This window comes from Acinetobacter pragensis, assembly GCF_001605895.1.
Lineage (GTDB): Bacteria > Pseudomonadota > Gammaproteobacteria > Pseudomonadales > Moraxellaceae > Acinetobacter > Acinetobacter pragensis.
Window position 1 is genome coordinate 1 of the sequence record NZ_LUAW01000013.1, and the last position, 26,735, is coordinate 26,735.

The following is a 26,735-nucleotide window of genomic DNA, read 5'->3' on the forward strand; positions in this document are numbered from 1 at the left end:
YCCTGAGATTTTTCATCAGACAGCAGGAAGAAGGTTTTGTCTTCGGTCACCGGAACATTTAAAGGCGCGCCTTCTTCTTTCCAGTTCGGGAACAGTTCATTCATCGCACGCGGTTCAAGCACAGCACCAGAAAGGATATGCGCGCCGACTTCGGAGCCCTTTTCCACGACACAAACGGACAGATCGTTTAGGTTATTTTCAATTGCAAGTTGACGGATTTTAATCGCAGCTGAAAGGCCGGCAGGGCCTGCGCCAACGATGACTACGTCAAACTCCATCGATTCACGTTCGATACACTCTTCAGAAAACATCAATATATCTACAGCCAAATACTTTAATTAAAGTATAGTTAGCCTTTGAATAATCAAATTTTATAAAACTCATGGCTGTAGAACATATAGGAACAATAGATAAATAGTTCATGAAGTTAATTCATATAAAACATAAAATTTAGTTCATATTTTATTGTTTTTTATGAAAATATTTTAAATATTAACTGAATTTCACCTAGGTATAAGTTAAATTTATATTATGTAGAATTTATATCATAAATACTGATATAAAATAAAATCTATTCTATATCAGGTCAAGTTTAGTTGATTTGTATACTATACAATTCATATTGAAAAATAATGCTGTCAAACGTATGCGGATACCTCAATAGGGATTTTGTTTTTAATTCTTGAGAGTATCTACAACGACTCTTAATGCTGGTGAAACATTTCTATGAGGATAATACAAAAACAGGCCTTCAAGATTATGGCCATAAGGCTTTAATACTTGGATGAGATGACCATTGTCCAAATCCTCGACAACCAATTCCTTGGGTACATAAGCTAAACCAAGCCCCTTTCTTGCTGCTGCGACTTCCATATAACTATCAGAAAAGACCCATTGGGCTTTAGGCTTATGTTGTATCTGTTTATCATTCAACCAAAACTCCCATTGATAAATACTTCCATCTTCAAGCTGATAAGCTATACAAGGATGCGCATGCAAATCGTTAGGAGTTTCGGGAAAGCCGTAGCGGCGGAAATGTTCTGGAGTAGCCACAACAACCATTTCCATGTCTGAAGTAATTCTAAGAGCGATCATTCCCTCACCCACATCATCACCTAAGCGTATCCCTGCATCAAATTGATCCGAAATAATATCAACGAAGCGACTTTCACTGATGAGTTCTAATTTAATATCTGGATATCGTTCGTTAAATATTGCTAACTTTGGCAGAAGAACCTTTTCAATTGCATGCTGGCTGGCATTAATTCTAACTGTACCAGAAGGCGTATCTCGATAATGTGCAAGCATGGAGAGACCATTCTCGAGTGTCTGGAAGCTTTCATTTGTAGTTCTATAAAGTTGTTCTCCTGCTTGTGTCAAAGATAATTTTCGGGTGGTACGAGTTAGAAGCTGTAGCCCTAGATGTGCTTCTAGTTCTCGAACTGTACGACTGACACCAGACTGAGCCACACCTAATTTCGTAGCGGCTTTGGTAAAGCTTCCTTCTCGTGCCACCAACATGAATACATGTAAATCGTTATAACTGTATCGGGTCTGCATTTTACCATCACCTAACAAAATACGAATCAATCCTAGGAACGTGTTTCAAATATTATTTATACTATTTTGGTATTAATCTTATCTATAAACAACTACTAATCATCACAATAAGTTCTTATTAGAATACATTCATGTTTGAAAAATCATTAATGAACGAAAAGACACGCTGCCTTTAAGGAAAGGAGTTAAATGATGACCTCCATTTCAAGGAAAATCCTACCTATTATCACGTCTCTCATGTTGGGTATAACATTGACTGGAGCCACCACAATGACTATGGCACAAAACACTAATCCAAACTTACCTGTATCTATGATTACTCAGTGGGACAAAACATTCGCGCAAAGTAATCAAGTCGAACATCGTAAGGTATCTTTCCAAAATCGCTATGGAATTACTTTGGTCGGAGATTTATATCTTCCAAAAAATCGTGGTACTCACCCACTCTCTGCAATTGCGATCAGTGGGCCTTTTGGTGCAGTGAAAGAACAATCCAGTGGATTATATGCTCAAACTCTGGCTGAAAAAGGATTTATTACACTGGCTTTTGATCCATCCTATACAGGTGAAAGTGGTGGGCAACCGCGTAATGTCGCATCGCCTGATATTAATACTGAAGACTTTAGCGCTGCAGTCGACTTTCTGGGGTTGCAGCAGGAAGTGGATCGAAATCGTATTGGGATATTAGGCATCTGTGGTTTAGGAGGCATGGCATTAAATGCTGTTGCAGCAGACACACGAATTAAAGCAGTAGCAACAAGTGTGATGTATGACATGAGCCGAGCAATGGGATATGGTGTCGGTGATGGTAAAGATCGCTATTCAACTAAAGATCGTAAAGCTGTCCAACAATATCTCAATGAGCAACGCTGGAAAGATGTCGAAAGCGGAACAATTCATCGTTCTAATCATGACATCTATGTAGATCAAAATGGGCATGTAACAGCAGCAGATCGAGGATTACCAGAAGTTTTGCCTGAAAACCCTCATCCAGTATTAAAAGAGTTTTTTGAGTATTACCGTATGCCACGCGGTTTTCATCAACGTTCAATTAACTCTACAGGTGCGTGGAACACCACGATGCCTTTGTCATTTATGAACATGCCTTTATTGAGTTATGCAAATGAAATAACGATTCCGACCCTGATCGTTACTGGAGAAAAAGCACATTCTCGCTATTTTGCTGAAGATGCTTTTAAGGCAGTTGGTAGCAAAAACAAAGAGTTGCTGATTGTCCTAAATGCCAATCATGTCGATTTGTATGATAATAAGGCTAGAGTCATTCCATTTGATAAATTTACTCAGTTTTTCAAAACGAATCTTAAATAAATCTATGACTTATTTTTGATTACTCATCATGTAGACAAGCAGCTAAATGTAATTAATCATTTTAGCTGCTTGATGATTGACAACTTTTTAATTTTATAGATGTATCACATTGGATATTGTGGGAATGTTATGGACACTCAACAGCTCTTAAGTTTACTGAAAAATCGTCAACGGATAGTACCCGAAACCAAAGCCTTCCATAAAATGTGCGAAATCTCGCAATCAGCATTAAGTATTACTGCCGAACTGAATGGCTGTTATCATTCTCCTGTAGAAATTAGAACGCTCTTTTCTCAACTCACTGATCAAGACGTCGATGAAAGTTTTTCTTTGTTTCCCCCGTTTCATACTGATTTTGGCAAACATATTACAGTGGGTAGGAATGTTTTTATTAATACAGGCTGTAGTTTTCAGGATCAAGGTGGAATAGAAATTGGTGATGGAAGTTTGATTGGTCACAACGTTGTTTTAGCTACATTAAATCATGATCTCAATCCAAATAACCGCGGTACGGTTATTCCTGCCCCCATTAAACTAGGAAAAAATGTCTGGATTGGCGCAAATGTAACCGTATTATCTGGGGTGACCATTCATGATGGCGCCGTAGTCGCAGCAGGTGCAGTGGTGACGAAGGATGTAGCGCAAAATGTTATTGTTGGAGGGGTTCCTGCTAGAGTGCTTAAACAAATAGATATTAACTAGCTCACTCGTTGAATCTAATTAAAAAATTAGCCTATCTAATAGATAATGAATTTAAAAATATATTAGGTTCATGAACCATAATTATTTTAAAATCTTTATGTATGCAAATAAGACATTGTAATTTAAGGTTAAATTTTACATTATGTGTTGTCAAATTTTTCTTAAGAAATAGAGTTTTCCAAGCGCTATTTTGAGAATGAGTCTGTACGTACAGACTCATTCCCTGTCGCTAAAAATATTAGAAATAGCTACATAGAGTTTATTTCTAGCTTATTCAAATTTGCCGTTAAAATTAGGCTTTACTACGGATGAACAATAATTTTTACTGCAGACTCATTATTATGAATCAGCGTTTCAAAACCTTTAGAAATAAGATCATCTAATGCAATACGTTGGGTAATAAAAGGTTCTAGATTAATCTTACCTTGCTCGACTAAACGGATGGTTTCCTGATGGTCATTTACATAAGCAATCGTGCCGCGAATATCTAGCTCTTTCATAACCACACTATGCACATTAATTGTGGCAGGATGGCTCCAAATAGAAACTATAACGACCACACCAGTTGGTTTCATTGCAGCCACCAGTGTATCCATGACTTTATTGACACTACTACATTCAAAAGCGACATCAACTCCGCGTTCTTCCGTAATTTTCATTACTTCAGCAACCACATTAACTTGGGAGGGATCTAATACATAATCTGCAACACCCGCTTCTATCGCTTTTTCTTTACGTTTTGCACTCAACTCAGTAATGATGACCGTGAGACCTTTGGCCTTTAAAATGGCTGATAAAAGTAAGCCTATTGGGCCTGCTCCACCAACCAGTGCTATATCGCCAGTTTTTGCACCACTTCTGACATAGGCATGATGACCAACAGATAAAGGTTCTATCAATGCTGCTTGATCTAAGGGAATATCATTTGAAATAGAATGTACCCAACGCCGCTGAACTGCAATTTTTTCAGAAAGACCACCACCACGTCCGCCTAAACCAATAAAGTTCATATTTTTTGATAAATGATACTTATCATTCGGGCCAGTCGGTACATCATCCGCAATAATGTAGGGTTCAACTACGACATGTTGCCCAATTGGGATATCATCTACACCCTCACCAACTGCATAAACCACACCTGAAAATTCATGTCCCATTGTTACAGGTGCAGATTCTCCCGAAATTGGATGTGGGTGACCGCAAGGTGGAATAAAAATAGGACCTTCCATGAATTCATGTAAATCTGTACCGCAAATACCGCACCATGCAACTTTTATTCCAACTGTGCCTGGAAGTACTTTCGGTTCAGGGATATCTTCAATCCGAATATCCCCTCGATCATAAAAACGAGCTGCTTTCATTATGTATTCCTTATGTTGATATTAACGGTAAACCATTCCACCATCTGTCAAAATAGACTGACCTGTAATGTAGTTTGCATCCTCGCTGGCTAAAAATGCAACTAATGCAGCCACATCATCTGGTGTTTCAGCACGTCCTAAAGCAATACCATCTACATATTTTTTATACGTTTGACCAACTGGTGTGCCTGTAATTTCAGAGAAACGCTGATCTATTTCGACCCACATGTCTGTACCAACAACACCCGGACAATAACTATTTTACAGTAATGTCAGCACTGGCATATTCTTTAGCTGCAGCTTGTGTCAATGCACGAACTGCAAATTTAGTTGCTGAATAAACACCGAGTAGAGCAAAACCCTCATGACCTGCGATTGAGCATGCATTAATAATTTTTCCAGCCTGTTGGCATTGTTTAAATTTATTTGCTGCGGCTTGAATCCCCCAAAGTACACCACCGACATTGATGTTCATAATTTGGTTAAATTCACTCGGCGTTACTTCTGCCAAAGCTTTGACTTGTGCAATACCTGCATTATTAATCATGATATCAAAACCATTATGTGTCGATTCTGCATGATTAATAGCGTCACTGATTTGTATTGGATCTGAAATATCCGCAATAAATGTGGTGGCTTTTACGCCAAAGGCTTCAACCTCTTGTTGAACAGTATTTAACTTTTCTTGGTGAAGATTGACCAATCCAATATGAACACCTTCTTGTGCTAAACGTAAGGCAATACCGCGTCCAATACCTTGTGCCGCACCTGTAATTAATGCAACTTTATTGATTAAACCTCTAAGCATGTTGCGACTCCTTAAATATGGATTGCACGTTGCATCGCCGACAATACCGACTCATGCATCGCCTCAGACAAAGTAGGATGAGGGAAAATGATCTGCGCTAAGCTTTCATCCGTAGCTTCTAGGTATTTTGCGATGGCAAAACCTTGAATGTGTTCGGTGACTTCATGTCCAACCATGTGAGCACCCAACAATTCACCCGTTTCCTGACTAAAAATGGTTTTAACAAATCCTGCGCTATAGCCCAAAGCCAATGCTTTACCATTCGCTTGTAAAGGAAACTTACCCACATTGATATTCAAGCCCGCAGCTTTCGCTTTCTGTTCTGTCAAACCAATACTGGCCACTTGTGGATGGGTAAAAATACAGCCTGGAATTTGTGTACGATCTAAAGCATGTACATGACTTAGGCCTGCAATTTTCTCCACACAAAGAATGGCTTCATGACTGGCTTTGTGTGCCAAACACGGTGCGCCTGCGACATCACCAATTGCATAAATGCCCACTACATTGGTTTTACACCATGAGTCGACTTTAATAAAACCATTCTCAAATTCAATTCCCAAAGCTTCTAGGCCCAGATTTTCTGCATTTGGTTTCACGCCAATAGCTGAAAGTACCTTTTCAACGCTAATGATTTGCACACCTGTTACAGTTTCAATATGACAATGCACTTGAGCCTGATCAGTTTCTATTTTTTTTACCGTTGCTTCGGTTAAAACCTGCATACCCTGCTGTTCAAATTGCTTTTGTACATATTTCGCAACTTCAATGTCTTCGCTAGGGAGAATCTGCTTGGCTATATCAACCAAGGTGACTTGGCAGCCTAAGTCTTGGTATAGGCTTGCAAACTCACTGCCTATAGCACCCGAGCCAATGACCAGTAAAGATTTTGGTAATTGTTCTGGAACTAAAGCCTCTTTATAACTCCAGACCTGATGGCCATCTACAGGAATATGAGGCAAATTGGCCGCACGTGCACCTGTTGCGACAATAATATGCGGTGCAAAAATATCCTGTTTTTGACCATTCGCATCTGTAAGCTCTAATCGCTCTTTGGCAACAAACTGGGCTGCTGCATTAAAAACAGTGATTTGATTCTTTTTCAATAATTGCCCGATACCTTGCACCAGTTGCTCAGAAACCTGTCTGCTATGATGGACCAGTTTTTGAATGTCAAAATCAACCGCGTTAAGTGTAAAGCCAAACTGCTCTGCATGTTTGAACTGCTGCGCAAGCGCAGCCCCGCTCAATAATGCCTTGGTTGGAATGCATCCCCAATTAAGACACACTCCGCCTAAGTGTTGTTTTTCAACGATTGCCGTTTTTAATCCCAGTTGCGCTGCGCGAATCGCAGCGACATACCCTCCAGGACCAGCACCAATAACCACAAGATCAAATTGTGTATCCGACATGGCTGTTCCTCCTACACCAAAATTAAAGCAGGATTTTCGACAAACTGCTTAAACGCCGATAAGAATTGAGCACCCAACGCACCATCAATGACACGATGATCACAAGACAATGTTGCGGTCACCATTTGACGAACAACAATCTCATCGTTTTCGACGACAGCACGTTTTTCTGCTGCACCTAAGGCCAGAATTGCACCTTGAGGTGGGTTAATAATGGCATCAAACTGCTGAATACCAAGCATTCCCAAATTGGAAATACTGAAACTGCCACCTTGAAACTCATCAGGCGCTAATTTTCCAGTTTTGGCACGTGTCGCCAGATCACGCATTTCATTGGAAATTTGTGCCAAAGATTTACGGTTCGCTGCTTTGATAATTGGCGTGATCAATCCGTTTTCGATGGCCACAGCAACCGAAATATCAGCCTGTTCAAACTGCAAAATCTGCTGATTATCTTCATCAAACTGAACATTGACCTGTGGAACTTTGATCAGTGCGGCAGCAGTAGCTTTAATCAGCATATCGTTAATGGACAGCTTTACTTGCGGTACTGTACTGTTAATTTGCTGACGTAAAGCCTGAACCGACTCAACATTTAAGTCTATCGTTAAGCGGAAATGTGGTGCATTGCGTTTTGCCGCTTGTAGCCGTGAAGCGATTGCTTTACGCATACCATTCATAGCTAGGGTGGTGAATTTTGCTGACTCTGCTGGATGCGCATGGTCAGCATGTACAGGGTTTTCACGTTGATATACAGCTTCAATATCCTCCTTACAGACTCGTCCACGTGAACCAGATGCACGACAATCATGCAAATTAATACCCCATTGTTTTGCCAAACGGCGGGCAACAGGTGTTGCTAGAACATAACTATCATCTGCTTTAGATTTCGTGGCTTTCGTACTGGCTTGATGGCGCACATCTGGCCAAGAACCACCAGCGGCTTGAACTGCGGCCTGAACATCTTGAACACTAATACGACCTTCACGTCCTGAACCAGTAATCTGAGACAAGCTTACATTATGCTTTTCAGCCAATTTCAAGGCATGTGGCGTTGCAAAAATATCATTGCTTTGTTGGTAGCCTTGTAAAGCAGCAGGAATAGAATATCCGCCCTGAGCCACAGCTGTTGATCCATTACTAACACTGTTTTGTTTAGGCACAGCTTCTACTTTGGTTTCAGCTTGAGCCACAGCCACTTTTTCTGGAACCGTTGCTACAGCTTTATTTTCAGTTACAGCAGGTGTTCCACCTAAGGACTCCGCAAATGCTTCAACTTCTGCATCGGAAAATTGAGCGTCTGCACAAATTGCAATGACTCCACCTACGACCAGCGTGTCACCATCCTTAGCAATAATTTTGCGTAGCAAGCCATCAAAAGGCGCTTCAAGAACATTGACGATTTTTGTGGTTTCAATTTCACAAATATCCTGTCCTTTATTGAATTGCGTACCTTCCTGAATCAGCCATTGGGCAATCGTGCCCTCTTCCATGGACAAACCCCATTTGGGGATTTCTAAAGTTTTAATTTCGCTCATCCTAAGCCTCCAACGTTTTACGTACAGCCTGTTCGATGCGTTCTACACTTGGTAGCCATTCTTTTTCCAATATTGGCGAAAATGGTACTGGTGAGTGCGGCGGTGTGACTAATTCGATCGGGGCTTTAAGGTAGTGAAAGCCTTTCTGGGCAATAAGTGCAGCCACATCATGTCCGAAACCGCAACGCGCTGCTGATTCATCCACAATCACCACGCGACCTGTTGAAGCCACTGACTCTAAAATGCCATCTTCGTCTAGTGGAGAAATGGTTCTAGGGTCAACCACTTCAACCGAAATGCCTTCTTTTGCAAGCTTATCAGCAACTTCATTGGCACGATGCACCATCAAGCTTAAGGCAATAATCGTAATATCTGTCCCTTCACGAGTGTAATTTGCGACACCAAAAGGAATGGTGTAAGCCTCATCTGGCACTTCGCCCTTAATGTCGTATAACAACTTGTGTTCACAAAATACGACAGGGTCGTCATCGCGGATGGCCTGAATTAACAGCCCTTTCACATCATAGGCACTCGAAGGTACCACCACTTTTAAACCTGGCACTGAGGCAAATACGTTATATGGGGACTGAGAATGCTGTGCAGCTGCGGAAAAACCTGCACCAATCATGCCACGCACGACCAATGGCGCTTTGGCTTTGCCACCAAACATGTAGCGAAATTTAGCCGCTTGGTTATACAGCATGTCATAACACACGCCGTAAAAATCCATGAACATTAAATCTGCCACAGGTCTTAAACCCGTTGCAGCAGCACCTGCCGCCATACCAATAATCGCTGATTCGGTAATTGGAGTATCAATGACTCGTTCAGAACCAAATTCAGTCCATAAGCCTTTGGTTACACCAAGTACACCACCAAAACCTTCCAGTTTATTGTCATCCGTGTTTTTACCACCATGCCCACCACGAACATCTTCACCAACCACAATGACTCTTAGGTCTCTGCGCATTTCTAATTCAATTGCTTCTTTAATCGCATTTCGATAACTTTTATTTGGCATTTTTCTACTATTCCTTTAGTAAGAGACGTAAACATCAGTAAGTAACTGAGATACTTCTGGGTACTTAGCTGCACGTGCTTTTGAAACGGCATCGTCTACATTGGCTTTAGACTGGGCATCAATCGCATCCAGTTTGGCTTCGTCAATTTTGCCTTTGACTTTTTCACGGAATATTTTCAATGGGTCTTTATGTTCTTTGACATAATCCAGTTCTTCTTTGGAACGGATAAGCCCTGGATCACCTTCAAAGTGGCCGTAAAAACGATTGGTCACCGTTTCAATCACACTCGGACCTTCACCATGGCGTGCACGCTCAATGGCTTTTTGTGCAACTTCATACACGGCAAAAAAGTCTGTTCCATCTACTTTTTCAGCAGGTAAGCCAAAACCTGCTGCCCGTCCTGCAATGTCTTTACTACCTACTGCATAATCATGTGCAGTACCTTCACCAAAACCGTTATTTTCAAAAATAAAAATTACAGGGAGCTTTAGTACCACAGCCATATTCATCGCTTCAAAAGTTAAACCCTGATTTGACCCGCCATCCCCCGTAAATGAAAGACCGATACCACCATTCTTGAGTGTTTTAGCACTTAAAGCTGCTCCAATTGCCAAAGGTGGACCACCACCAACAATACCGTTTGCGCCTAGCATGCCTTTATCCAAGTCAGCAATGTGCATTGAACCGCCTTTACCACGACATAAACCATCATCTTTGCCAAAAATTTCTAGCATCATGGCGTGAATGTCACAGCCCTTAGCAATACAATGTCCATGACCACGATGCGTTGATGTAATGAAATCCTTATCTGTTAAATTTTCACAAATCCCTACAGCGACAGCTTCCTCACCGCTATATAAATGGATGAAACCGGGGATATCACCTGTATTGTTTTCATCGTGAAGTCGATCCTCAAATTCACGAATGTCGCGCATTCTTTTGTATGCTGCTAGCAATTGATCTTCCGTTAATTGCATATCTTTATTCCTTATTAACTACGCTTAAAAGAAAATCCAAAAATGAGTGATTGGATTTTTAAACCATATATTTATATAAGAATATTTTTATTCAAATTCATATTAGACTAAAAAAAATATACTAATAAAAGCATAAGATAAATATTAAAAACAGAAAGTTATGAAGTTAAATATTTTTGTAAAAATTCACAATAGTTCAACTACATATAAAAACCAACCTTTAACCAACTTTTGTTTTATATGATAAGTTTTTTGCCCTGTTTTAAGATTATTAATGCATTTAAAGCAGCTTATTTAATATCAGGGTCTATATTATTAATTATTTTAAACGACGGAGTGTTTGAAATGGATTTAAATAACACAGTATTAACTGGAAAAAAGCTACGTGGCGCTGAAAAAATGGCACGTATTCCGATTAAAGTTATTCCGACAGAAACGGCACCGGAAAAACCAGAATGGATTCGGACTAAAATTAGTCAACCAGAAGAAGTACAAATCATCAAGGATTTACTACGACAACAAAAACTACATACGGTTTGCGAAGAAGCAGCCTGCCCTAATTTGCCCCAATGCTTTAGCGGAGGAACTGCAACGTTTATGATCATGGGAGATATTTGTACTCGACGTTGTCCTTTTTGTGATGTTGCTCATGGTCGACCCAATGTATTAGATGTTAATGAGCCCAAGTATTTGGCTGAAACAGTGAAAAATCTAAAATTAAAATATGTCGTGATTACTTCTGTTGACCGGGATGATTTGAAAGATGGAGGGGCACAGCATTTTGCCGATTGTATTCGAGAAATTCGTGAAACCAGCCCAGATACTTTGATTGAAATATTGGTTCCTGATTTCCGAGGTCGTGCTGATATTGCACTTAAGATTCTAAGCCAAAGCCCACCCGATGTTTTTAATCATAATATTGAAACTGTTCCACGTTTGTACAAAGCCATGCGACCAGGCTCTAACTATCAGCACTCGTTGGATTTACTCAAGAAATTTAAATACTACTATCCAAATATCCCAACAAAATGTGGTTTGATGGTTGGTTTGGGAGAGGTTGAAGCTGAGGTTATAGTGTTGTTAAATGATTTGAAAGATTATCAAGTTGACTATGTCACAATTGGTCAATACTTACAGCCATCCAAGTCTCATGCGCCAATTCATCGCTTTGTTACACTACAAGAATTTAAGCATTATCAAATTCATGGAGAGCGCTTGGCGTTTAAAAACATTTGGAGTGCACCATTAGTGCGATCAAGTTATTTTGCTGACCGTCAGTATTATTGCGAGTCTGTACCTGCCCCGTATATACGTGAATGACTTTTCATATTTACATGCTTCATTGATAAATATGACAGTTACGTTTATTAACATTTCAGGTGGAAATAATCATTTTCAGCCCATAAGAACACTTTTAAAGTAATCTAGAGGTACAGAAAGCTAAATTGAGATGGTTTAATAAACCAAAGAAAAACGATTTTAAGCCCGAGCAAAAAAATGGCATGAATGACTATAATCTGAAAACTGATCTATAACGTTTAAAAATATTACAGTCTAATCATAAAGGAATATGATATGAACCTGTTCAATACCGCACCTGCAAAGAAGTTACAAACTACCCATTTAATTAATCGATCTACTGTGCATGCTGCCCCTGTTTTGGCTTTACCACAAGAAGATCAAACCTCTTTATTTCGTCGTTCTATCCAACACAATTATGCCGATTTATTAAGAATAGCCAATGACTCGGACATGGCTATTGGTTTGACAGACCATCAGGGTACGCTTTTATGGACATGGAGCAGTTCCGCAATGCTCTCTTCTGCTGAGCAGGTTCATTTTATTGAGGGTGGACACTGGTCTACTCAGGCGGTTGGAACCAATGCCATTGGCATGACCTTGAACAGTCAAATGTCAAGTTGTGTATATTCTCATGAAAACCAAATGGATAGTGTTCGAGATTGGGTCTGTTACGCCGCCCCGATCTGGGATCCAACATCAGGTCAATTTCATGGCATTATTAATCTTTCCACAAAATATAAAAAACATACCCCTTTAGGGCTACTTGCCGTTGAACGCTGTTCAGATTTAATACAGCGTTCTATAAAATTTGAACAGAAAAATTTTTTATATATTAAAGCACTAGGTTCACCTTGTGTTCAATTTAATGGACATACACTGAACTTGAGTCACCGTCAAATTGAAATACTCTGCATTTTAGCCTTGCATCCCTATGGTATTGGTTTAGAAGAATTACACTGTGCCCTTTATGGTGAACGTAATGTGAGTATAAAAACACTCAAAGCTGAGCTTTCACAGCTTCGCAGTCTGCTTCCACATTGCATTGAGGCACGTATTTATAAACTCACCTGTGAAGTTCAATGTGACTTTTTACGTGCTGAACACTCGTTGAATACAAATCTTATTGCCAGTACGTTCTCACTATATAAAGGTAGTTTTCTCTCTAAATCAGAAAGCCCTTTACTCAGTACATGGAGACATTGTTTTGATGCCCGATTGAGTCAGCTGATCTATCAAATAAATGATATAGATCAACTGCTACGAATTATTGGGCAGACAAATGACCGCATTGATGCTGTACAACGTCTATTAGAATTGCTACCGCAGGACAGCACCCACCGGAATTATTTTACAAATCTGATTTAAAACGATTTTAACTTTTACTTTAATCAAGTTTTTATTAGTAAATAAGCACCTTAAAATTTTAAGGCGCTTAAATGAAAAGGGCTTTGTTGCACAAAGATTTTAAAAGTAGAACTCGCCTAAGCAACTCAAATTTAAGATAGAATATCCAAGACTGTGGCCTATGCAACACATCCGTTGCCACAGCTCGACATCGTGAATCTTGGAAATTATTATTCACGATGTCGACTCGCCACTATTCGGATTCACTCGCCTTTATCATGGCTAAAGCTAGATCCCGGGTCACTGCAAGCTCTGTGGTTATAAAGGCTTTATCGAATGCAATCAGCAGTACTGCTACGCCATCATTGATTCCTGAAGCATTGCCAGCAGTTACCAGACCATCAGTTTTCACCACAGCTTTTAATTTATTTAAGCCTTCTAGGGACGTTGATGTACATGGGTGTTCATCTGTATCCACAACAATTCGATTTCCCTTTCGCTGTGGAATAACAACATGGATAATTTCATTGACCATAAGCACTGTCTGTTTTACACATCTTGAATGGTGCACGTGACATGCTTTCTATACAACACATCCGATGATCAAATCTGCTTTAGCCGCTTTGATGGTACGGACAACCATCGCAATGGCATCGAGTGATGAACTACATAGGCGGTTAATTGTGGTTGCAGCAACTTGATATGGTATGCGCACTGACTTCGGAGCCCTTTTCCATGACAAAAATTGTCTCTCCTTGCCTCCTTTTTGCCAGTATTCTTATTTGAAATACTACTTTACATTTTTAATTTACTAAAAATAAGTGTCGTCATCGCAGTACTGATTCCCAACACTAAAAATGTAGAATGAAAAATTTTGAGCATTGGTTCTCCATTATAAAAAACTGTAAATTGATTCAACAATACCCCAGCCAAAGCAACTCCAACACTGGTTGAAAGCATCATGCTCATGGATAGAAAACTATTGCCGCTGCTAATAAACTTTGAGTCTAGACTTCTTAATGTTAATGTATTCATAGCAACGAATTGAAGTGAATTAAGTACTCCAAATACAAAGAAAAGTAATGCCCCCATCCAACCTGGTGTTGCAACCGTAATACATGTAAAGCTAGCAATACACAATGCGAGTAAATTTGTATTCAACAACAACAAACGTTTATACCCAAAAAACTGAATAAGCGGTCGTGTAATGGATTTTGAGAATAAGGAACCAAAAACCAATGGAGTCATCATCAGTCCAGCAAACATCGGTTCAATATTAAAAACGACTTGCAACACCAGTGGCAGTAAAAAAGGCATTGCATTACTGCCTAAACGAGCAAAAAACATGCCCAATACACCAACATTAAATTGTTTATTTTTAAAAAGATCGAACTGAAAAATAGCATGTTGATGAGATTTTGAATGGTACATATACCCAACGGCTACCGCCGTAGCGATTAAGAATACCCCTAAAGACCACAATATAGAAAATTGTTTATTTTCAATTAACTCTATACTTAATACGAATCCAATCATGCTTGTAAGTAAAAAAAAATATCCTATAAAATCAAATTTTTTTACTTTATTTTCAACTAAATTAGGCATAACTTTTAAAGTAAAAATCATGCCTATAATACCAATTGGGATATTCACCCAAAAGATCCAATGCCATGATAAGGATTTTACTAAAATACCGCCTAATGCAGGACCAGCTAAAGGCCCAAGTAAGCCAGATATATTCATGGTGCTAATGGCAGAAACAAACTGTGGTCTGGGTATTATTTTCAATAATGCTAGTCTTGCAATAGGCATTAATATAGCGCCACCGATGCCTTGTAATACCCTAAAGAAAATGAGTTGATTTAGATTCTGTGCTAAACCACACGCTAAAGATGCAATCGTAAAAATAAAAATAGCCGTAAAATATGTGTTTCTCAGCCCAAATTTATCTGCGATCCAACCGCTGACAGGAATACCTGCAGCAACCGCTAAAATATAACCAATGATAATACCTTGAATTTTGAGAGGGTTTTCATGCAAACTTTCTGCAATATTTGGTAGTGCTGTAAAGATAATGGTGGTATCCAAACCTTGCATAAAAAAGCCAATCGAAGTTAACAAAACTAACAACCGAAATTGGGGTTGTAGTTTGTCATGCTGCTCCATGCTTTGCTCCATATTTGAATCATCGGTCAGCTTAATCAATCAAAAATTTAGACAATAAAAAAGAATTCTCAAATACGCATGTATCTGAGTTCCCATAAACTTGAATGTTTTGATTAAACATGAGGAATGAATATTTATCTTCACCTTTGAAAATAAATATTCTGTTCTTTTAAATAAGCGCTTAGGTAGATTGCAGTTCTTTCAACATATTCAAAGCTACATCCACAATCATATCTTCCTGACCGCCCACCATGCGGCGCTTGCCAAGCTCTACTAAAATATCAAAGGCAGATAGACCGTATTTCTGTGCAGCTGTTTCCGTATGGCGCAAGAAGCTTGAATACACGCCTGCATAACCTAAAGCCAAAGTTTCACGGTCTACACGTACCGGACGTTCTTGCATAGGACGTACAATATCTTCAGCTGCATCAATCAGCTTTTTCACATCACAACCATGCTTTAAGCCCATACGCTCAACGGCAGCAATAAAAACTTCCAGCGGCGCATTGCCTGCCCCTGCCCCCATTCCTGTTAAGCTGGCATCTATACGGTTACAGCCATGTTCTAAGGCCACAATACTGTTGGCTACACCTAAACTTAAATTATGGTGCGCATGCATACCTGTTTCAGTTTCAGGCTTCAGCACATCTTTCATGGCCTTAAAACGCTCAGCAATGTCATACATATTCATGGCGCCGCCTGAGTCCACCACATAGATACACTCTGCGCCATAGCTTTCCATCAATTTGCCTTGCTGCGCTAAAGCTTCAGGTGTCGTCATGTGGCTCATCATCAAGAAACCAACCGTATCCATGCCCAGTTCACGGGCATATTCAATATGCTGCTTAGACACATCTGCTTCAGTACAATGAGTTGCCACACGTACCACACGTGCACCGGCATCATAAGCAGCTTTTAAATCATGAACTGTTCCTATCCCCGGCAGCAATAAAGTCGCAACTTTGGCATTTTTTACTTCACTGGCTACGGCTTCAATCCACTCTAAGTCAGTATGTGCGCCAAAACCATAATTAAAGCTTGAGCCTTGCAAGCCATCACCATGCGCAACTTCAATGCTGTCTACACCTGCTGCATCTAAAGCGCGGGCAATTTCACGCACTTGATCCAATGAATATTGATGACGGATAGCATGCATGCCATCACGTAAAGTCACATCAGAGACATATATTTTTCGTTGTTGATCAAACATGAGCTGCTCCTGATGTCATCTTTTGAGTCAGTTGAGTTTCTGCAAAACGTTCTGCTGCAGCCAATGCCGCACTGGTCATAATGTCTAAGTTTCCTGCATACGCCGGTAGATAGTGCGCTGCACCTTCGACCTCTAGGAAGATAGACACTTTTAATCCCGGCAATTTGCCAATACCGGGAATATTTAAAGGACGATCTGCACCGAATTCTTCAAACTGCACTTCCTGCTTCAAGCGATAGCCCGGCACATAGGCATGTACAGCATCCGCCATATCTTTTACCGACTGACGAATGGCATCTTGATCTGCACCCAATTCAGCAAAGCAATACACCGTATCCCGCATGATCAAAGGCGGTTCTGCAGGGTTCATAATAATGATAGCTTTACCCTTTTGCGCACCGCCGACCTCTTCTATAGCTTTAGAGGTGGTTTCAGTAAATTCATCAATATTGGCGCGTGTACCCGGCCCTGCAGACTTACTCGCAATCGAAGCAATAATTTCTGCGTAATGCACTTTGGCTGCACGAGACACGGCTTTGACCATTGGAATGGTGGCTTGACCACCACAAGTCACCATATTGATATTTGGCGCATTCATATGATCATTTAAATTCACCACAGGGATCACGTATGGACCGATCGCTGCCGGTGTCAGGTCAATCACTTGTATGCCATGCTGCTGCAAAATGGCATTATGATGTGCATGCGCCCCTGCTGAAGTCGCATCAAAAACAATTTTAATGTCTTTGAATGAAGGGAGTTTGACTAGGCCTTCAATGCTTTCCGCTGTAATTTCAAATCCAAAACGTGCCGCACGTGCTAGACCATCTGAATTAGGATCTGCACCCACCATAGCGGCCATTTCTAGATATTGAGCATTACGCATGATCTTGATCATGAGGTCAGTGCCAATGTTGCCCGAGCCAATAATGGCGCATTTAATTTTTGACATCTTGTTATCCTTTTCTAACGTCTTTCATCCTTCTTAATAATCTCTTTATTTTTGTCCTGTAAGGAGAAATACAAAGGCAGATGAAAAAGTCGATTTATTTATGCAAATACTGCCGTCACACCGCCAAAGCCTTCAATTTCAACGCTGAACTCATCACCCGACTGTGCCACCACCATCGGGCCTAAGGCACCGGTTAAGACCAAATCGCCTTTTTTAAGCGGGCAGCCGCGGCGTACCATTTCATCCGCCAACCAAATAGCTGCATTCAATGGATTTGACAAGCAGGCTTTACCGATGCCTTGTGACACCACTTCCCCACGTCGGGTCATGGTCATTTGGCAGTTTGCAAGGTCAACATTTTCAAGTTTGACTGGCTTGGAACTCAGCACATAGGCCGCTGAAGATGCATTATCGGCAACAGTATCCAGCAAGGAGATTTTCCAATTTTCAATACGGCTATCCACCACTTCAATGGCAGCCAAAGCATAATCTGTTGCGCTGATAATATCGGCATAAGTATGCTGCTGCTGATTCAGGTCAGCTTTCAATACAAGTGCAATTTCAGCTTCCACTTTAGGTTGAATGAGTAAGCCTTGCGGAATCGCTTCGCCATCACCAAATGCCATATCGGCAAACAGCATGCCGAAATCAGGTGAATCCACACCGAGCTGTTTCTGTACAGCCACTGAAGTTAAACCAATTTTACGGCCCACTAAGCGTCTGCCATTTTGCAAAGCACGTTCAGTATTCAGCTCTTGAATGGCATAGGCATCATCGACTGTGGCTTGCTCGCCAAGTGCTGTACGGATCGGTGCTATAGCTTGGCGGTTTTGTTCGGCATCATATAAAGCAAAAGCTACAGCATTTACAACATCATTTGTCATCGGCCATCCTCATGGGAAAATTCGAATAATTCGGAATACACCGATGCTGAGCCAAAGAAACAACATCGGTTTTTTGCATAGATGAGCTTCAATATGCGATTAAAAAGACATGCCTAGTCTTAAAGCAATATTGGTACCTTCGGTTTTATTTTGTGCATCAAATTCTTTATAGGCGTGGAAATAAATCGTTGGTATCGGATTTCTAAAATTGACATAACCAATTGCTGGGCCTAATGCGATGGCTTGGCCACGGTTGCCATTGGTTAATGTCTCAGATTTATCATCAGTCAATTGCTTATAAACATAACCGCCAATACCAAAAATCCAGTTGCCAATATGTTGTCCCACACCAAAATCTTGTTGAAACTCAGTTCCAGAGCGATAATCCGTATCTTTATTCCGTGTATTGAAATTGACTTGTGAACTGGTAGAAATTTCGAATCCAGTTGGGCTCATATACGTCATACTTAAACTAGGTTGAAAAGTCCAATGATTCACACCTGTATTGATCACTCGATCTGGATCATATGAACCAGTTGGTAACTGAAACATCATTTCTGTTTTTAGCCACAAATTTTCTGTCGGGTTCCACTGTACAACCATAGGGATAATCTGGATATCACCTAAAGCTGTGCTGCGCCCCGACTGCTCAATGTTTCCAACTGGTGTAGGAATACTTAAATCCATACTGATATCAATCATAGGAACCACAGCAGCAAAACCGTATTTTCCGCCAAGAAAATCTAGATCTGTCATTTTCAAGCCTGCAAAAACTATTGCATTAAAATCAAAATCAGGCTTAACAGCGCTTTTATTGCCATCATTATCTTTTAATGTTGTCGCCTGAACATTGACAAAACGAATCCCTAAAGCACCGTATTCACTTGGCGGTGGTGTCATGCCTGAACCAAAATCATAAATGCCAGGAGGTGTAATCGCCCCGCCATTTTCAACTGCAAAAACATGCGGTGCGATTCCAAATATCAGACTCCCCATACACGCAAGCTTCAGCTGATTGCGTGTAAATATTGTCTTTTTATGACCGTTTTCTAAAAATTTTTTCATTTGCAACGTCCTATGTTTACTGACTTAAGTTTTTTACTCAAAATGTCCTTTATTTTTTTGAGCAAAATCCCCCTATGGTTTTAGCTAAAACCAAATTTAAAAATTAATTAATGATTTGAAGACACATCATGTGCCTTTAATTTCCAGTGTGAAAATTAAGCTAATTTTTGCAACTATGCTTTAACATTAGAATCTCCATTTCAGTGTTTTAGCCCACAAAACTTTGTGAGCACTTTAGCTTGTTGTTTTGCATATTTAGAAATACATCCAGTATTTCCAATACAATATGTTACGCTAGCATATTAATATAGTATTTATTTAGAAGTCTAATATTTTTTTAAAATTAAGATTATCACTTTGAAATTTATAATTATTTTAAATGATCTGATTGAATTAAACATAATTTCTTCACTTTGCATGTGATTAAGATTACGCCAGATGTTTAGAATTTTCATACAGTAAATTAATTACTTATGTTAACTTTAAAATGCTGTGAACTTGCAGATTTTGAAGTAAATTGTTATCGTTTCATTTTTAAAATATACAGTTGGGTCATCAAGTTTGATGATCGCTACCCTGCCCTATAGAAATTTACCCCATGAAATCTTTAAGCAATATAGATGACAATTCTGAAAATACAATTCCGCAGCTAGATGGAATTCCAACACTAATTCGCGAAAATCATCGCCTATTGGCAAAAGCATTTCAGGATTTTATGGGTGATTCGACAATGCAAGTTGCAGACTGGTATGTGATGAGAGCATTGCATGAACAAGATGGCTTAATGCAAAGAGATGTTGCACAACGTATTGGCATTATGGATGCACATACCGGTGTAGTGATTCGAAGACTTGAAGCATTAGGTTTAGTCAAACGCGAAAGTGATAAAAAAGATATGCGTAAACAGTGTGTATTTTTAACCGATGCTGGACGAAAATGTGAGCAATCTTTAAGATCTGTCGCTCATCGTGTCGATGGTATTGCCCTTATTGGATTAAGTTCGGAAGAGATTGAAGCATTACACATTTTATTATCCCGCATTCGCCATAACCTCTCGAATAATGAAAACTTTATCACTCTAAATAATTAATTATTTAGATACACTAGACATACTACCTACCCAAAAGTCTGGTCATTAAAGTATAAATAAACAATATAAAATATTGATTTATATTAAAAAGCATTGATTTTAATCAATGCTTTTTTTGTTTTATGTACCTTTTTGAAAAAAAAAGTCAAAAGTACTAGACAGCCATTTATCTTATATTTATTATGCTACCATAGCATATCAATTATTAAGTGCATTGGATGCATTTGTAATATCTCAGTAGAAAAACGGTAAGGAAAATCATATGACAATTTGGACAGATCTATTAGGCGCAGAAGTTCGCTTTCATAATGCTGGTGGCTGGCGTACGCGTGCAATTCAAGCTGGAAATGAAGGTCCTGCAATTATTTTAATGCATGGCGTCAGCGGACATGCTGACGGTTTTTGTAAAAATGTGATTCCGCTTGCCAATGCAGGATTCCGCGTTTATGCCATCGATGCGATTGGTCACGGTCTTTCGGACAAGCCTGAAGATGTGGTTTATGAATGCCCACTCTACGTTGAACATTTAAAACGTTTTATGGATGCCAATAATATCGATAAAGCTTTTTTTGTCGGCCAGTCTTTAGGTGGCTGGACTGCAATGAGCTTTGCGCATCAGTATCCTGATCGTGTTTTAGGTATTGTTTCTCTCACTGGTGCAGGTCTGCGWYTGTCTGAYCCTGAAAGTGAAGCGATTGTACAAAAAGTCGTGCAAGGTGTTGCCGATGTTACCAAGAAAGCGACGGATGCACCGACACGTGAATCTGTACGTAAACGCTTAGAATGGTTAATGGCAGATAATAATGATGTGACAGATGAATTGGTGGAAGTGCGTTACCGCTACTTCACGTCTGAACAAGGCCTACGCATCATGCCTAAAATTGCCCGTGAAACCATTGGCGAAGGCAATAACCGCTGGATGTTGACTGAAGATATTCTAAAATCTTTACAAACTAAAATCCTGTTCTTATGGACAGATCAAAACCCATCAATGCCTGCACATATTGCAGAAAAAGCATCCAAAATTGTGCCGCATGGTGAATATACCGTGGTTGAACCTGCGGGTCATTGGGCGCATTTTGAACAGCCTGAAAAAGTTAATAAAATCTTGATCGAGTGGTTTAAAAACGTTTAAAGAAAATCTCATTGAGCATATGGATTGATGCTGGTGATGATTTTCAAAATGCATGTTCTGGATGAACAAAATGCATAGGTGAAGATAAGTACTTATAGGTACCTCACCCGTTTTTCAATTCAGATGTTTCATTTGAATCGTCAAACAACTTAAGGAAATAATGATATGACAATTTGGACAGATCTATTAGGCGCAGAAGTTCGCTTTCACAATGCAGGTGGCTGGCGTACTCGTGCAATTCAAGCTGGAAATGAAGGTCCTGCAATTATTTTGATGCATGGTGTCAGCGGACATGCAGATGGTTTCTGTAAAAATGTAATGCCTCTTGCCAATGCTGGATTCCGTATTTATGCAATCGATGCAATTGGTCACGGTCTTTCGGAYAARCCTGAAGATGTGGTTTATGAATGCCCACTCTACGTTGAACATTTAAAACGTTTTATGGATGCCAATAATATCGATAAAGCTTTTTTTGTCGGCCAGTCTTTAGGTGGCTGGACTGCAATGAGCTTTGCGCATCAGTATCCTGATCGTGTTTTAGGTATTGTTTCTCTCACTGGTGCAGGTCTGCGTTTGTCTGACCCTGAAAGTGAAGCCATTGTACAAAAAGTCGTGCAAGGTGTTGCCGATGTTACCAAGAAAGCGACAGATGCACCGACACGTGAATCTGTACGTAAACGTCTTGAATGGTTAATGGCAGATAATAATGATGTGACGGATGAATTGGTGGAAGTACGTTATCGTTACTTCACTTCTGAAGAAGGCTTACGCATCATGCCTAAAATTGCCCGTGAAACCATTGGCGAAGGCAATAACCGCTGGATGTTGACTGAAGATATTCTAAAATCTTTACAAACTAAAATCCTGTTCTTATGGACAGATCAAAACCCGTCTATGCCTGCACATATTGCAGAAAAAGCATCAAAAATCGTACCGCATGGTGAATATACCGTAGTTGAACCTGCGGGTCATTGGGCGCATTTCGAACAGCCTGAAAAAGTAAACAAAATCTTGATTGAGTGGTTTAAAAATGTCTGAGAATATCCTGCGTCCATTCCGCATCTGCGTTGATACTGGCGGTACCTTTACTGATTGCGTGGTTTTAGAAGAAGGTAAAAGCATTAGTGAATTTAAATCTCCAAGTACCCCACCTGATTTTTCAATTGGTGTACTCAATGCACTCAGTGAAGCGGCTCAAGGTTATGGTCTGACACTGAATGAACTCCTTGAAAAAACATCATTACTTGTACATGGCACAACGGCAGCAACTAATGCATTGACCACACGTAATGTGGGTCGTACAGCCATGTTAACCACTGAAGGTTTCCGTGACATTATTGAAATGCGTCGTTCATTAAAGATTGAAACGCATTCAATGTACGATGCCTATTTACCACCATATGAGCCATTAGTTCCGCGTAAATTACGTTTTCCAATCAGTGAAACCGTAACTGCTCAAGGTGATGTTTTAAATGAAATTTCTGAAGCTGATTTAGCCAAATTTGTGGAAGTTGTCAAACAGCAAGATATTCAAGCTATTGCAATTTGCTTTGTGAACTCCTATGCCAACGGCCACAACGAAAAAACTGCTGCAACCTATTTACGTCAGCATTTAAATGACGATGTATTTATCTCTACTTCGAGTGAATTGTTACCAAAACTGGGCGAATACGAGCGCTTTAGCACAACAGTACTGAGTGCTGCTCTTGGGCCAGCTGTCCGTGAATACATGAGCAATCTAGAACGCAGCCTTGGAAATATTGGTTTTAATGGCCGCTTATTGATTATGCAAGCCAACCAATACGCCAATACGGTTGCGGCAGTGCGCACCCGGCCCGCTTACCTGCTCGGTTCTGGGCCTGCAGCAGCGCCTGGCGGTGCATCATTTCTTGGCGATGTAATTGGTGAAAAAAATCTAATTGCAGTCGATATGGGCGGTACAACCCTTGACGCCGCAGTGGTTACAGATGGCACAGTGCCATTGGCTTCTGGTCAATGGTTAGGCGATCACCGCAGTGGTTTAAAAGTGGTTGATGTAGTCAGTGTTGGCTCTGGTGGTGGCAGTATTGCCTGGATTGACAGTTTAGGCATGCTTAAAGTCGGCCCCCAAAGTGCCGGAGCATTACCTGGCCCTGCATGTTTTGGCAAAGGCGGGATTTTACCGACTGTAACTGATGCAGCCGTTGTCCTTGGCTATATCAACCCAGAGTATTTCTGGGGCGGAAAAATGCGCCTTGATACAGAAGCTGCGCGTCAGGCCATTTGTCCTCTTGCCGAACAGCTGAATATCAGCATTGAAGAAACAGCTCAGGGTATGCTTGCAGTAGTGAATGCTGATATGGCAGATGGCACAGCGGAAGTCACTACACGGGCAGGTCACGATGTGCGCAATTATGCATTGCTTGCTATTGGCGGCGGCGGGGCTCTATGTGGAGCATCTATTGCCGAAAACCTAGGCATGGACCGAGTCATCGTTCCTCGTTTTTCGGCATCTTTCTGCGCTTGGAGCATGCTGACACTAGATGTAGGCCGTGACTATCTAAGATCTTATCCAATTGATTTGTCAAAAGCTGATATTCAACATTTGACAGGTTTACTCGACTCAATGAAGGCCGAAGCGCGCATTGAGTTAAAAGACTTGACGCAAGATGGCGCAAAAATTGAATTTTCTGCAACGATGGATTTGCATTATCAAGGTCAGTATCACGAGCTTGAACTGCCATTCCCTTGCGAAAATATCACTCAAGCAGATATTGCGGCACTAAATGATGCTTTCCATATTGCTCATGAACGTGACTTCACATTTGGCCTGCCGAATGTGCCGATTATTTTGATGAATATTCGTTTAATTGCCAAACTTAGTAAACCAACACTGACCTTGCCTAAATTACAGCGTGATGTGCAAGCAATTCCACAGCCAAATATTAAGGATGCATATTTTGGCAGTGCATGGCACCCAACGCAATTTCACAATGGTGAACACCTACCGATCAATGCACGAATTGAAGGCCCTGCTGTAGTGCAAGAAGCGACCAGCACCCTCGTTGTTCCTCCAGGATTTACTTGCGTTTTAGACGAGTATGGAAATTATTTGCTCAACAAAGGGACTGAAATATGAGCGATATCAACAATACAATTGACCCAATTACCTTAACGACGACTTGGCATTACTTCAAGCGTGTATGTCAGGAAATGCGCTATACCGCTGAACGTACAGCCACCAACGTTTTAGTGACCACATTGCATGATTTGTCATATGGCATTTGGGACAAACATGGGCGTGTGATAGCTATTCCTGAAGGTTTTGCACCGCGTTTGCTGGCAGCATCAACCACCATTAGTCGTGTTCTTGAAAAGTTTGGCGACAATATAAAGGAAGGCGATCAATTCCTGACAAATTTACCTTCGGATGGTGCAGTTCATTTGCCCGACTGGACATTTGTTAAGCCTGTATTTTTTAATGGAAATTTAGAATTTTTTGTCTGCATGGGCACGCATGTCGCGGACAATGGTGGCGCGCAACCCGGCTCACACTTTTTAGCATTTGACCCGATTGCCGAAGGCTTAAATATTCCACTGACCAAAATTGCTGAAAATAACACATTGCGTGAAGACATATTGAATCTGCTGCTTGCCAACAACCGCGTGCCTGTATTAATGCAGCGTGAAATTGCATCACTGATGGGAAGCAATACCGTCGGTGAACGTTTACTGCATAAACTACTCGAACGTTATGGTGTTGAATCAACTTATGCCTGTATTGAAGAGATGTTTGCACGTACAGAAAAAGCCGTTCGCTCCCGTATTACTGAATGGCCCAATGGTATTTACGATGGTGTTTCTGTTACAGATGACGATGGCAAAACTATGGGTAAAACCGTTCAGGTTAAAGTTCAGCTGACAATTAAAGGCGATGAAGCGACATTTGACTTTTCAGGCTCAGATGACCAAGTCGATGGATATATCAATTCATTCTTACATCAAACCCATAGTTGTACGCTTTGTACATCATTCTTATTTTTAGGCACTGACTTAGCCAGCTATCACAATGAAGGCAGTTTGAAACCAATCAAAGTCGTCAGTCGTCCCCGTACCTTAGTCAGTTGTGACAAAAAGGCATTAACTGCAGCTGCACCTGCTGTCGGTGGAACAATGGCAGTTGAAGCAGTGATGGATGCAATGTCTAAAGCACTGCCTGATCGTGCGATTACTCCTTATGGCCGTGTCATTGCACCTATTTTGGTTGGTCTGCCTAAAGACGATCAGGAAATGTATGTGATGACTTCCTTCTGCCCTGCCGCTGGTGCTGGTGCAGTCAGCGGCAATGATGGTTATCAATGTGCTGCTGAAACCAGTGTACTCGGTGTAGTGGGTAAATCTGATGTCGAAGAAGAAATGGCTCGCTATCCTGTTCGGATCACCCGCTATGAATTTAGGCAAGATTCACATGGTGCAGGTCAATGGCGCGGTGCACCGGGCATTGTTTGGGAAGCTATTAATGAAGGCGGCATGGTGATTACCTATGGCGGCGCATTTAATGGCTTTGTCACTCAAGCCAATGGCGCACAAGGTGGTGGCTCTACCCCATTGAATACCGCACGTTACACCCATGCTGGCAGAACAATTGAAATTACTGAACCGCATCATCCTTGGCACTTATTCAACGGTGATCACTTGATTTGTGAATCAGGTGGCGGCGCAGGCGTCGGTCTTCCTTTTGAACGCGATCCGCAAGCTGTTTTCACTGACTTTGAAAATGGTCTGGTCTCTGCCGCAATGGCACGTGAGGCATATGGTGTCGTAATTGATGCTGCGCATGCTCAGGTTGATACTGATGCAACTCAAAAACTTCGAAGCAACTAAGCTTAAAATATAAAG

21 protein-coding genes and 2 pseudogenes are annotated in these 26,735 nt (G+C 40.7%); 9 read left to right on the forward strand and 14 right to left on the reverse strand.

The annotated features are described in order from the left end of the window. Together AZH43_RS04380 and AZH43_RS04385 are read right to left on the reverse strand one after the other, a co-directional pair. Positions 1–311, reverse strand: a 311-nt coding sequence (locus AZH43_RS04380; protein ID WP_081406768.1) for an NAD(P)/FAD-dependent oxidoreductase, incomplete at its 3' end; no start/stop codon positions are given. Positions 312–675: 364 nt separating this feature from the next. Next, a complete protein-coding gene (locus tag AZH43_RS04385) occupies positions 676–1,560 on the reverse strand; it encodes a LysR family transcriptional regulator (protein ID WP_067666989.1) in 885 nt (294 codons plus the stop codon). Positions 1,561–1,830: 270 nt separating this feature from the next. Between AZH43_RS04385 and AZH43_RS04390 the strand changes: the two genes are divergently transcribed. Continuing rightward, on the forward strand, positions 1,831–2,889 hold the full coding sequence (locus tag AZH43_RS04390) for an alpha/beta hydrolase (protein WP_264753340.1): 1,059 nt from the start codon (positions 1,831–1,833) through the stop codon (positions 2,887–2,889). Positions 2,890–3,018: 129 nt separating this feature from the next. Continuing rightward, positions 3,019–3,591, forward strand: a complete 573-nt coding sequence (locus AZH43_RS04395; RefSeq protein WP_067666993.1) for a DapH/DapD/GlmU-related protein — start codon at positions 3,019–3,021, stop codon at positions 3,589–3,591. 302 nt (positions 3,592–3,893) lie between these two features. Here the strand turns inward: AZH43_RS04395 and AZH43_RS04400 are convergent, their stop codons facing one another. The 6 genes and pseudogenes from AZH43_RS04400 to AZH43_RS04425 all read right to left on the reverse strand — a co-directional run bounded on the left by AZH43_RS04400 (position 3,894) and on the right by AZH43_RS04425 (position 10,709). After that, on the reverse strand, positions 3,894–4,952 hold the full coding sequence (locus tag AZH43_RS04400; RefSeq protein WP_067666995.1) for a 2,3-butanediol dehydrogenase: 1,059 nt from the start codon (positions 4,950–4,952) through the stop codon (positions 3,894–3,896). A 21-nt stretch (positions 4,953–4,973) separates the two neighbouring features. Next, positions 4,974–5,760: pseudogene (locus AZH43_RS04405) on the reverse strand (acetoin reductase). 11 nt (positions 5,761–5,771) lie between these two features. Further along, the gene (gene lpdA, locus AZH43_RS04410; RefSeq protein ID WP_067666997.1) at positions 5,772–7,172 is read right to left on the reverse strand and encodes a dihydrolipoyl dehydrogenase; all 1,401 of its coding nucleotides are present in this window, start codon (positions 7,170–7,172) and stop codon (positions 5,772–5,774) included. Positions 7,173–7,183: 11 nt separating this feature from the next. Beyond that, positions 7,184–8,710: a 2-oxo acid dehydrogenase subunit E2 gene (locus AZH43_RS04415; RefSeq protein WP_067666999.1), complete on the reverse strand. Its 1,527-nt coding sequence runs from the start codon at positions 8,708–8,710 to the stop codon at positions 7,184–7,186. Between the two features lies 1 nt (position 8,711). Continuing rightward, a complete protein-coding gene (locus AZH43_RS04420; protein WP_067667001.1) occupies positions 8,712–9,731 on the reverse strand; it encodes an alpha-ketoacid dehydrogenase subunit beta in 1,020 nt (339 codons plus the stop codon). Positions 9,732–9,746: 15 nt separating this feature from the next. Continuing rightward, complete coding sequence (locus tag AZH43_RS04425) at positions 9,747–10,709, reverse strand: thiamine pyrophosphate-dependent dehydrogenase E1 component subunit alpha (RefSeq protein ID WP_067667003.1); 963 nt, start codon at positions 10,707–10,709, stop codon at positions 9,747–9,749. Positions 10,710–11,054: 345 nt separating this feature from the next. On the opposite strand from AZH43_RS04425, the gene lipA reads away from it, so the two are divergent. Further along, a complete protein-coding gene (gene lipA / locus AZH43_RS04430) occupies positions 11,055–12,029 on the forward strand; it encodes a lipoyl synthase (RefSeq protein WP_067667005.1) in 975 nt (324 codons plus the stop codon). Positions 12,030–12,284: 255 nt separating this feature from the next. Then, positions 12,285–13,376, forward strand: a complete 1,092-nt coding sequence (locus AZH43_RS04435; RefSeq protein WP_067667006.1) for a sigma-54-dependent transcriptional regulator family protein — start codon at positions 12,285–12,287, stop codon at positions 13,374–13,376. 304 nt (positions 13,377–13,680) lie between these two features. Here AZH43_RS04435 and AZH43_RS04440 read toward each other — a convergent pair. The 6 genes and pseudogenes from AZH43_RS04440 to AZH43_RS04465 form a co-directional block, all read right to left on the reverse strand. Next, a pseudogene (locus AZH43_RS04440) lies at positions 13,681–14,064 on the reverse strand (thiolase family protein); the annotation flags it as partial. 86 nt (positions 14,065–14,150) lie between these two features. Next, positions 14,151–15,521, reverse strand: a complete 1,371-nt coding sequence (locus tag AZH43_RS04445; protein ID WP_067667010.1) for a DHA2 family efflux MFS transporter permease subunit — start codon at positions 15,519–15,521, stop codon at positions 14,151–14,153. A 181-nt stretch (positions 15,522–15,702) separates the two neighbouring features. Next, on the reverse strand, positions 15,703–16,731 hold the full coding sequence (gene dmpG / locus AZH43_RS04450; RefSeq protein ID WP_067667012.1) for a 4-hydroxy-2-oxovalerate aldolase: 1,029 nt from the start codon (positions 16,729–16,731) through the stop codon (positions 15,703–15,705). Then, on the reverse strand, positions 16,724–17,683 hold the full coding sequence (locus AZH43_RS04455) for an acetaldehyde dehydrogenase (acetylating) (protein WP_067667014.1): 960 nt from the start codon (positions 17,681–17,683) through the stop codon (positions 16,724–16,726). The genes dmpG and AZH43_RS04455 overlap by 8 nt, the downstream gene beginning before the upstream one ends. Positions 17,684–17,781: 98 nt before the next feature. Then, positions 17,782–18,567 (reverse strand): 2-keto-4-pentenoate hydratase, encoded by a 786-nt coding sequence (locus AZH43_RS04460; RefSeq protein WP_067667016.1) that lies wholly within the window; start codon positions 18,565–18,567, stop codon positions 17,782–17,784. Between the two features lie 99 nt (positions 18,568–18,666). Continuing rightward, positions 18,667–19,632, reverse strand: a complete 966-nt coding sequence (locus AZH43_RS04465) for a SphA family protein (RefSeq protein ID WP_081406770.1) — start codon at positions 19,630–19,632, stop codon at positions 18,667–18,669. A 598-nt stretch (positions 19,633–20,230) separates the two neighbouring features. Here AZH43_RS04465 and AZH43_RS04470 point away from each other — a divergent pair. The 5 genes from AZH43_RS04470 to AZH43_RS04490 all read left to right on the forward strand — a co-directional run bounded on the left by AZH43_RS04470 (position 20,231) and on the right by AZH43_RS04490 (position 26,720). Further along, positions 20,231–20,722, forward strand: a complete 492-nt coding sequence (locus AZH43_RS04470) for a MarR family winged helix-turn-helix transcriptional regulator (RefSeq protein ID WP_067667018.1) — start codon at positions 20,231–20,233, stop codon at positions 20,720–20,722. A gap of 262 nt (positions 20,723–20,984) precedes the next feature. Next, positions 20,985–21,857 (forward strand): alpha/beta fold hydrolase, encoded by an 873-nt coding sequence (locus AZH43_RS04475; protein WP_067667020.1) that lies wholly within the window; start codon positions 20,985–20,987, stop codon positions 21,855–21,857. 165 nt (positions 21,858–22,022) lie between these two features. Then, positions 22,023–22,895 (forward strand): alpha/beta fold hydrolase, encoded by an 873-nt coding sequence (locus AZH43_RS04480; protein WP_067667022.1) that lies wholly within the window; start codon positions 22,023–22,025, stop codon positions 22,893–22,895. Next, complete coding sequence (locus tag AZH43_RS04485; protein WP_067667023.1) at positions 22,888–24,975, forward strand: hydantoinase/oxoprolinase family protein; 2,088 nt, start codon at positions 22,888–22,890, stop codon at positions 24,973–24,975. The genes AZH43_RS04480 and AZH43_RS04485 overlap by 8 nt, the downstream gene beginning before the upstream one ends. Then, on the forward strand, positions 24,972–26,720 hold the full coding sequence (locus AZH43_RS04490; RefSeq protein ID WP_067667027.1) for a hydantoinase B/oxoprolinase family protein: 1,749 nt from the start codon (positions 24,972–24,974) through the stop codon (positions 26,718–26,720). Before AZH43_RS04485 ends, AZH43_RS04490 begins: the two co-directional genes overlap by 4 nt. The last annotated feature ends 15 nt before the right edge of the window (positions 26,721–26,735 follow it).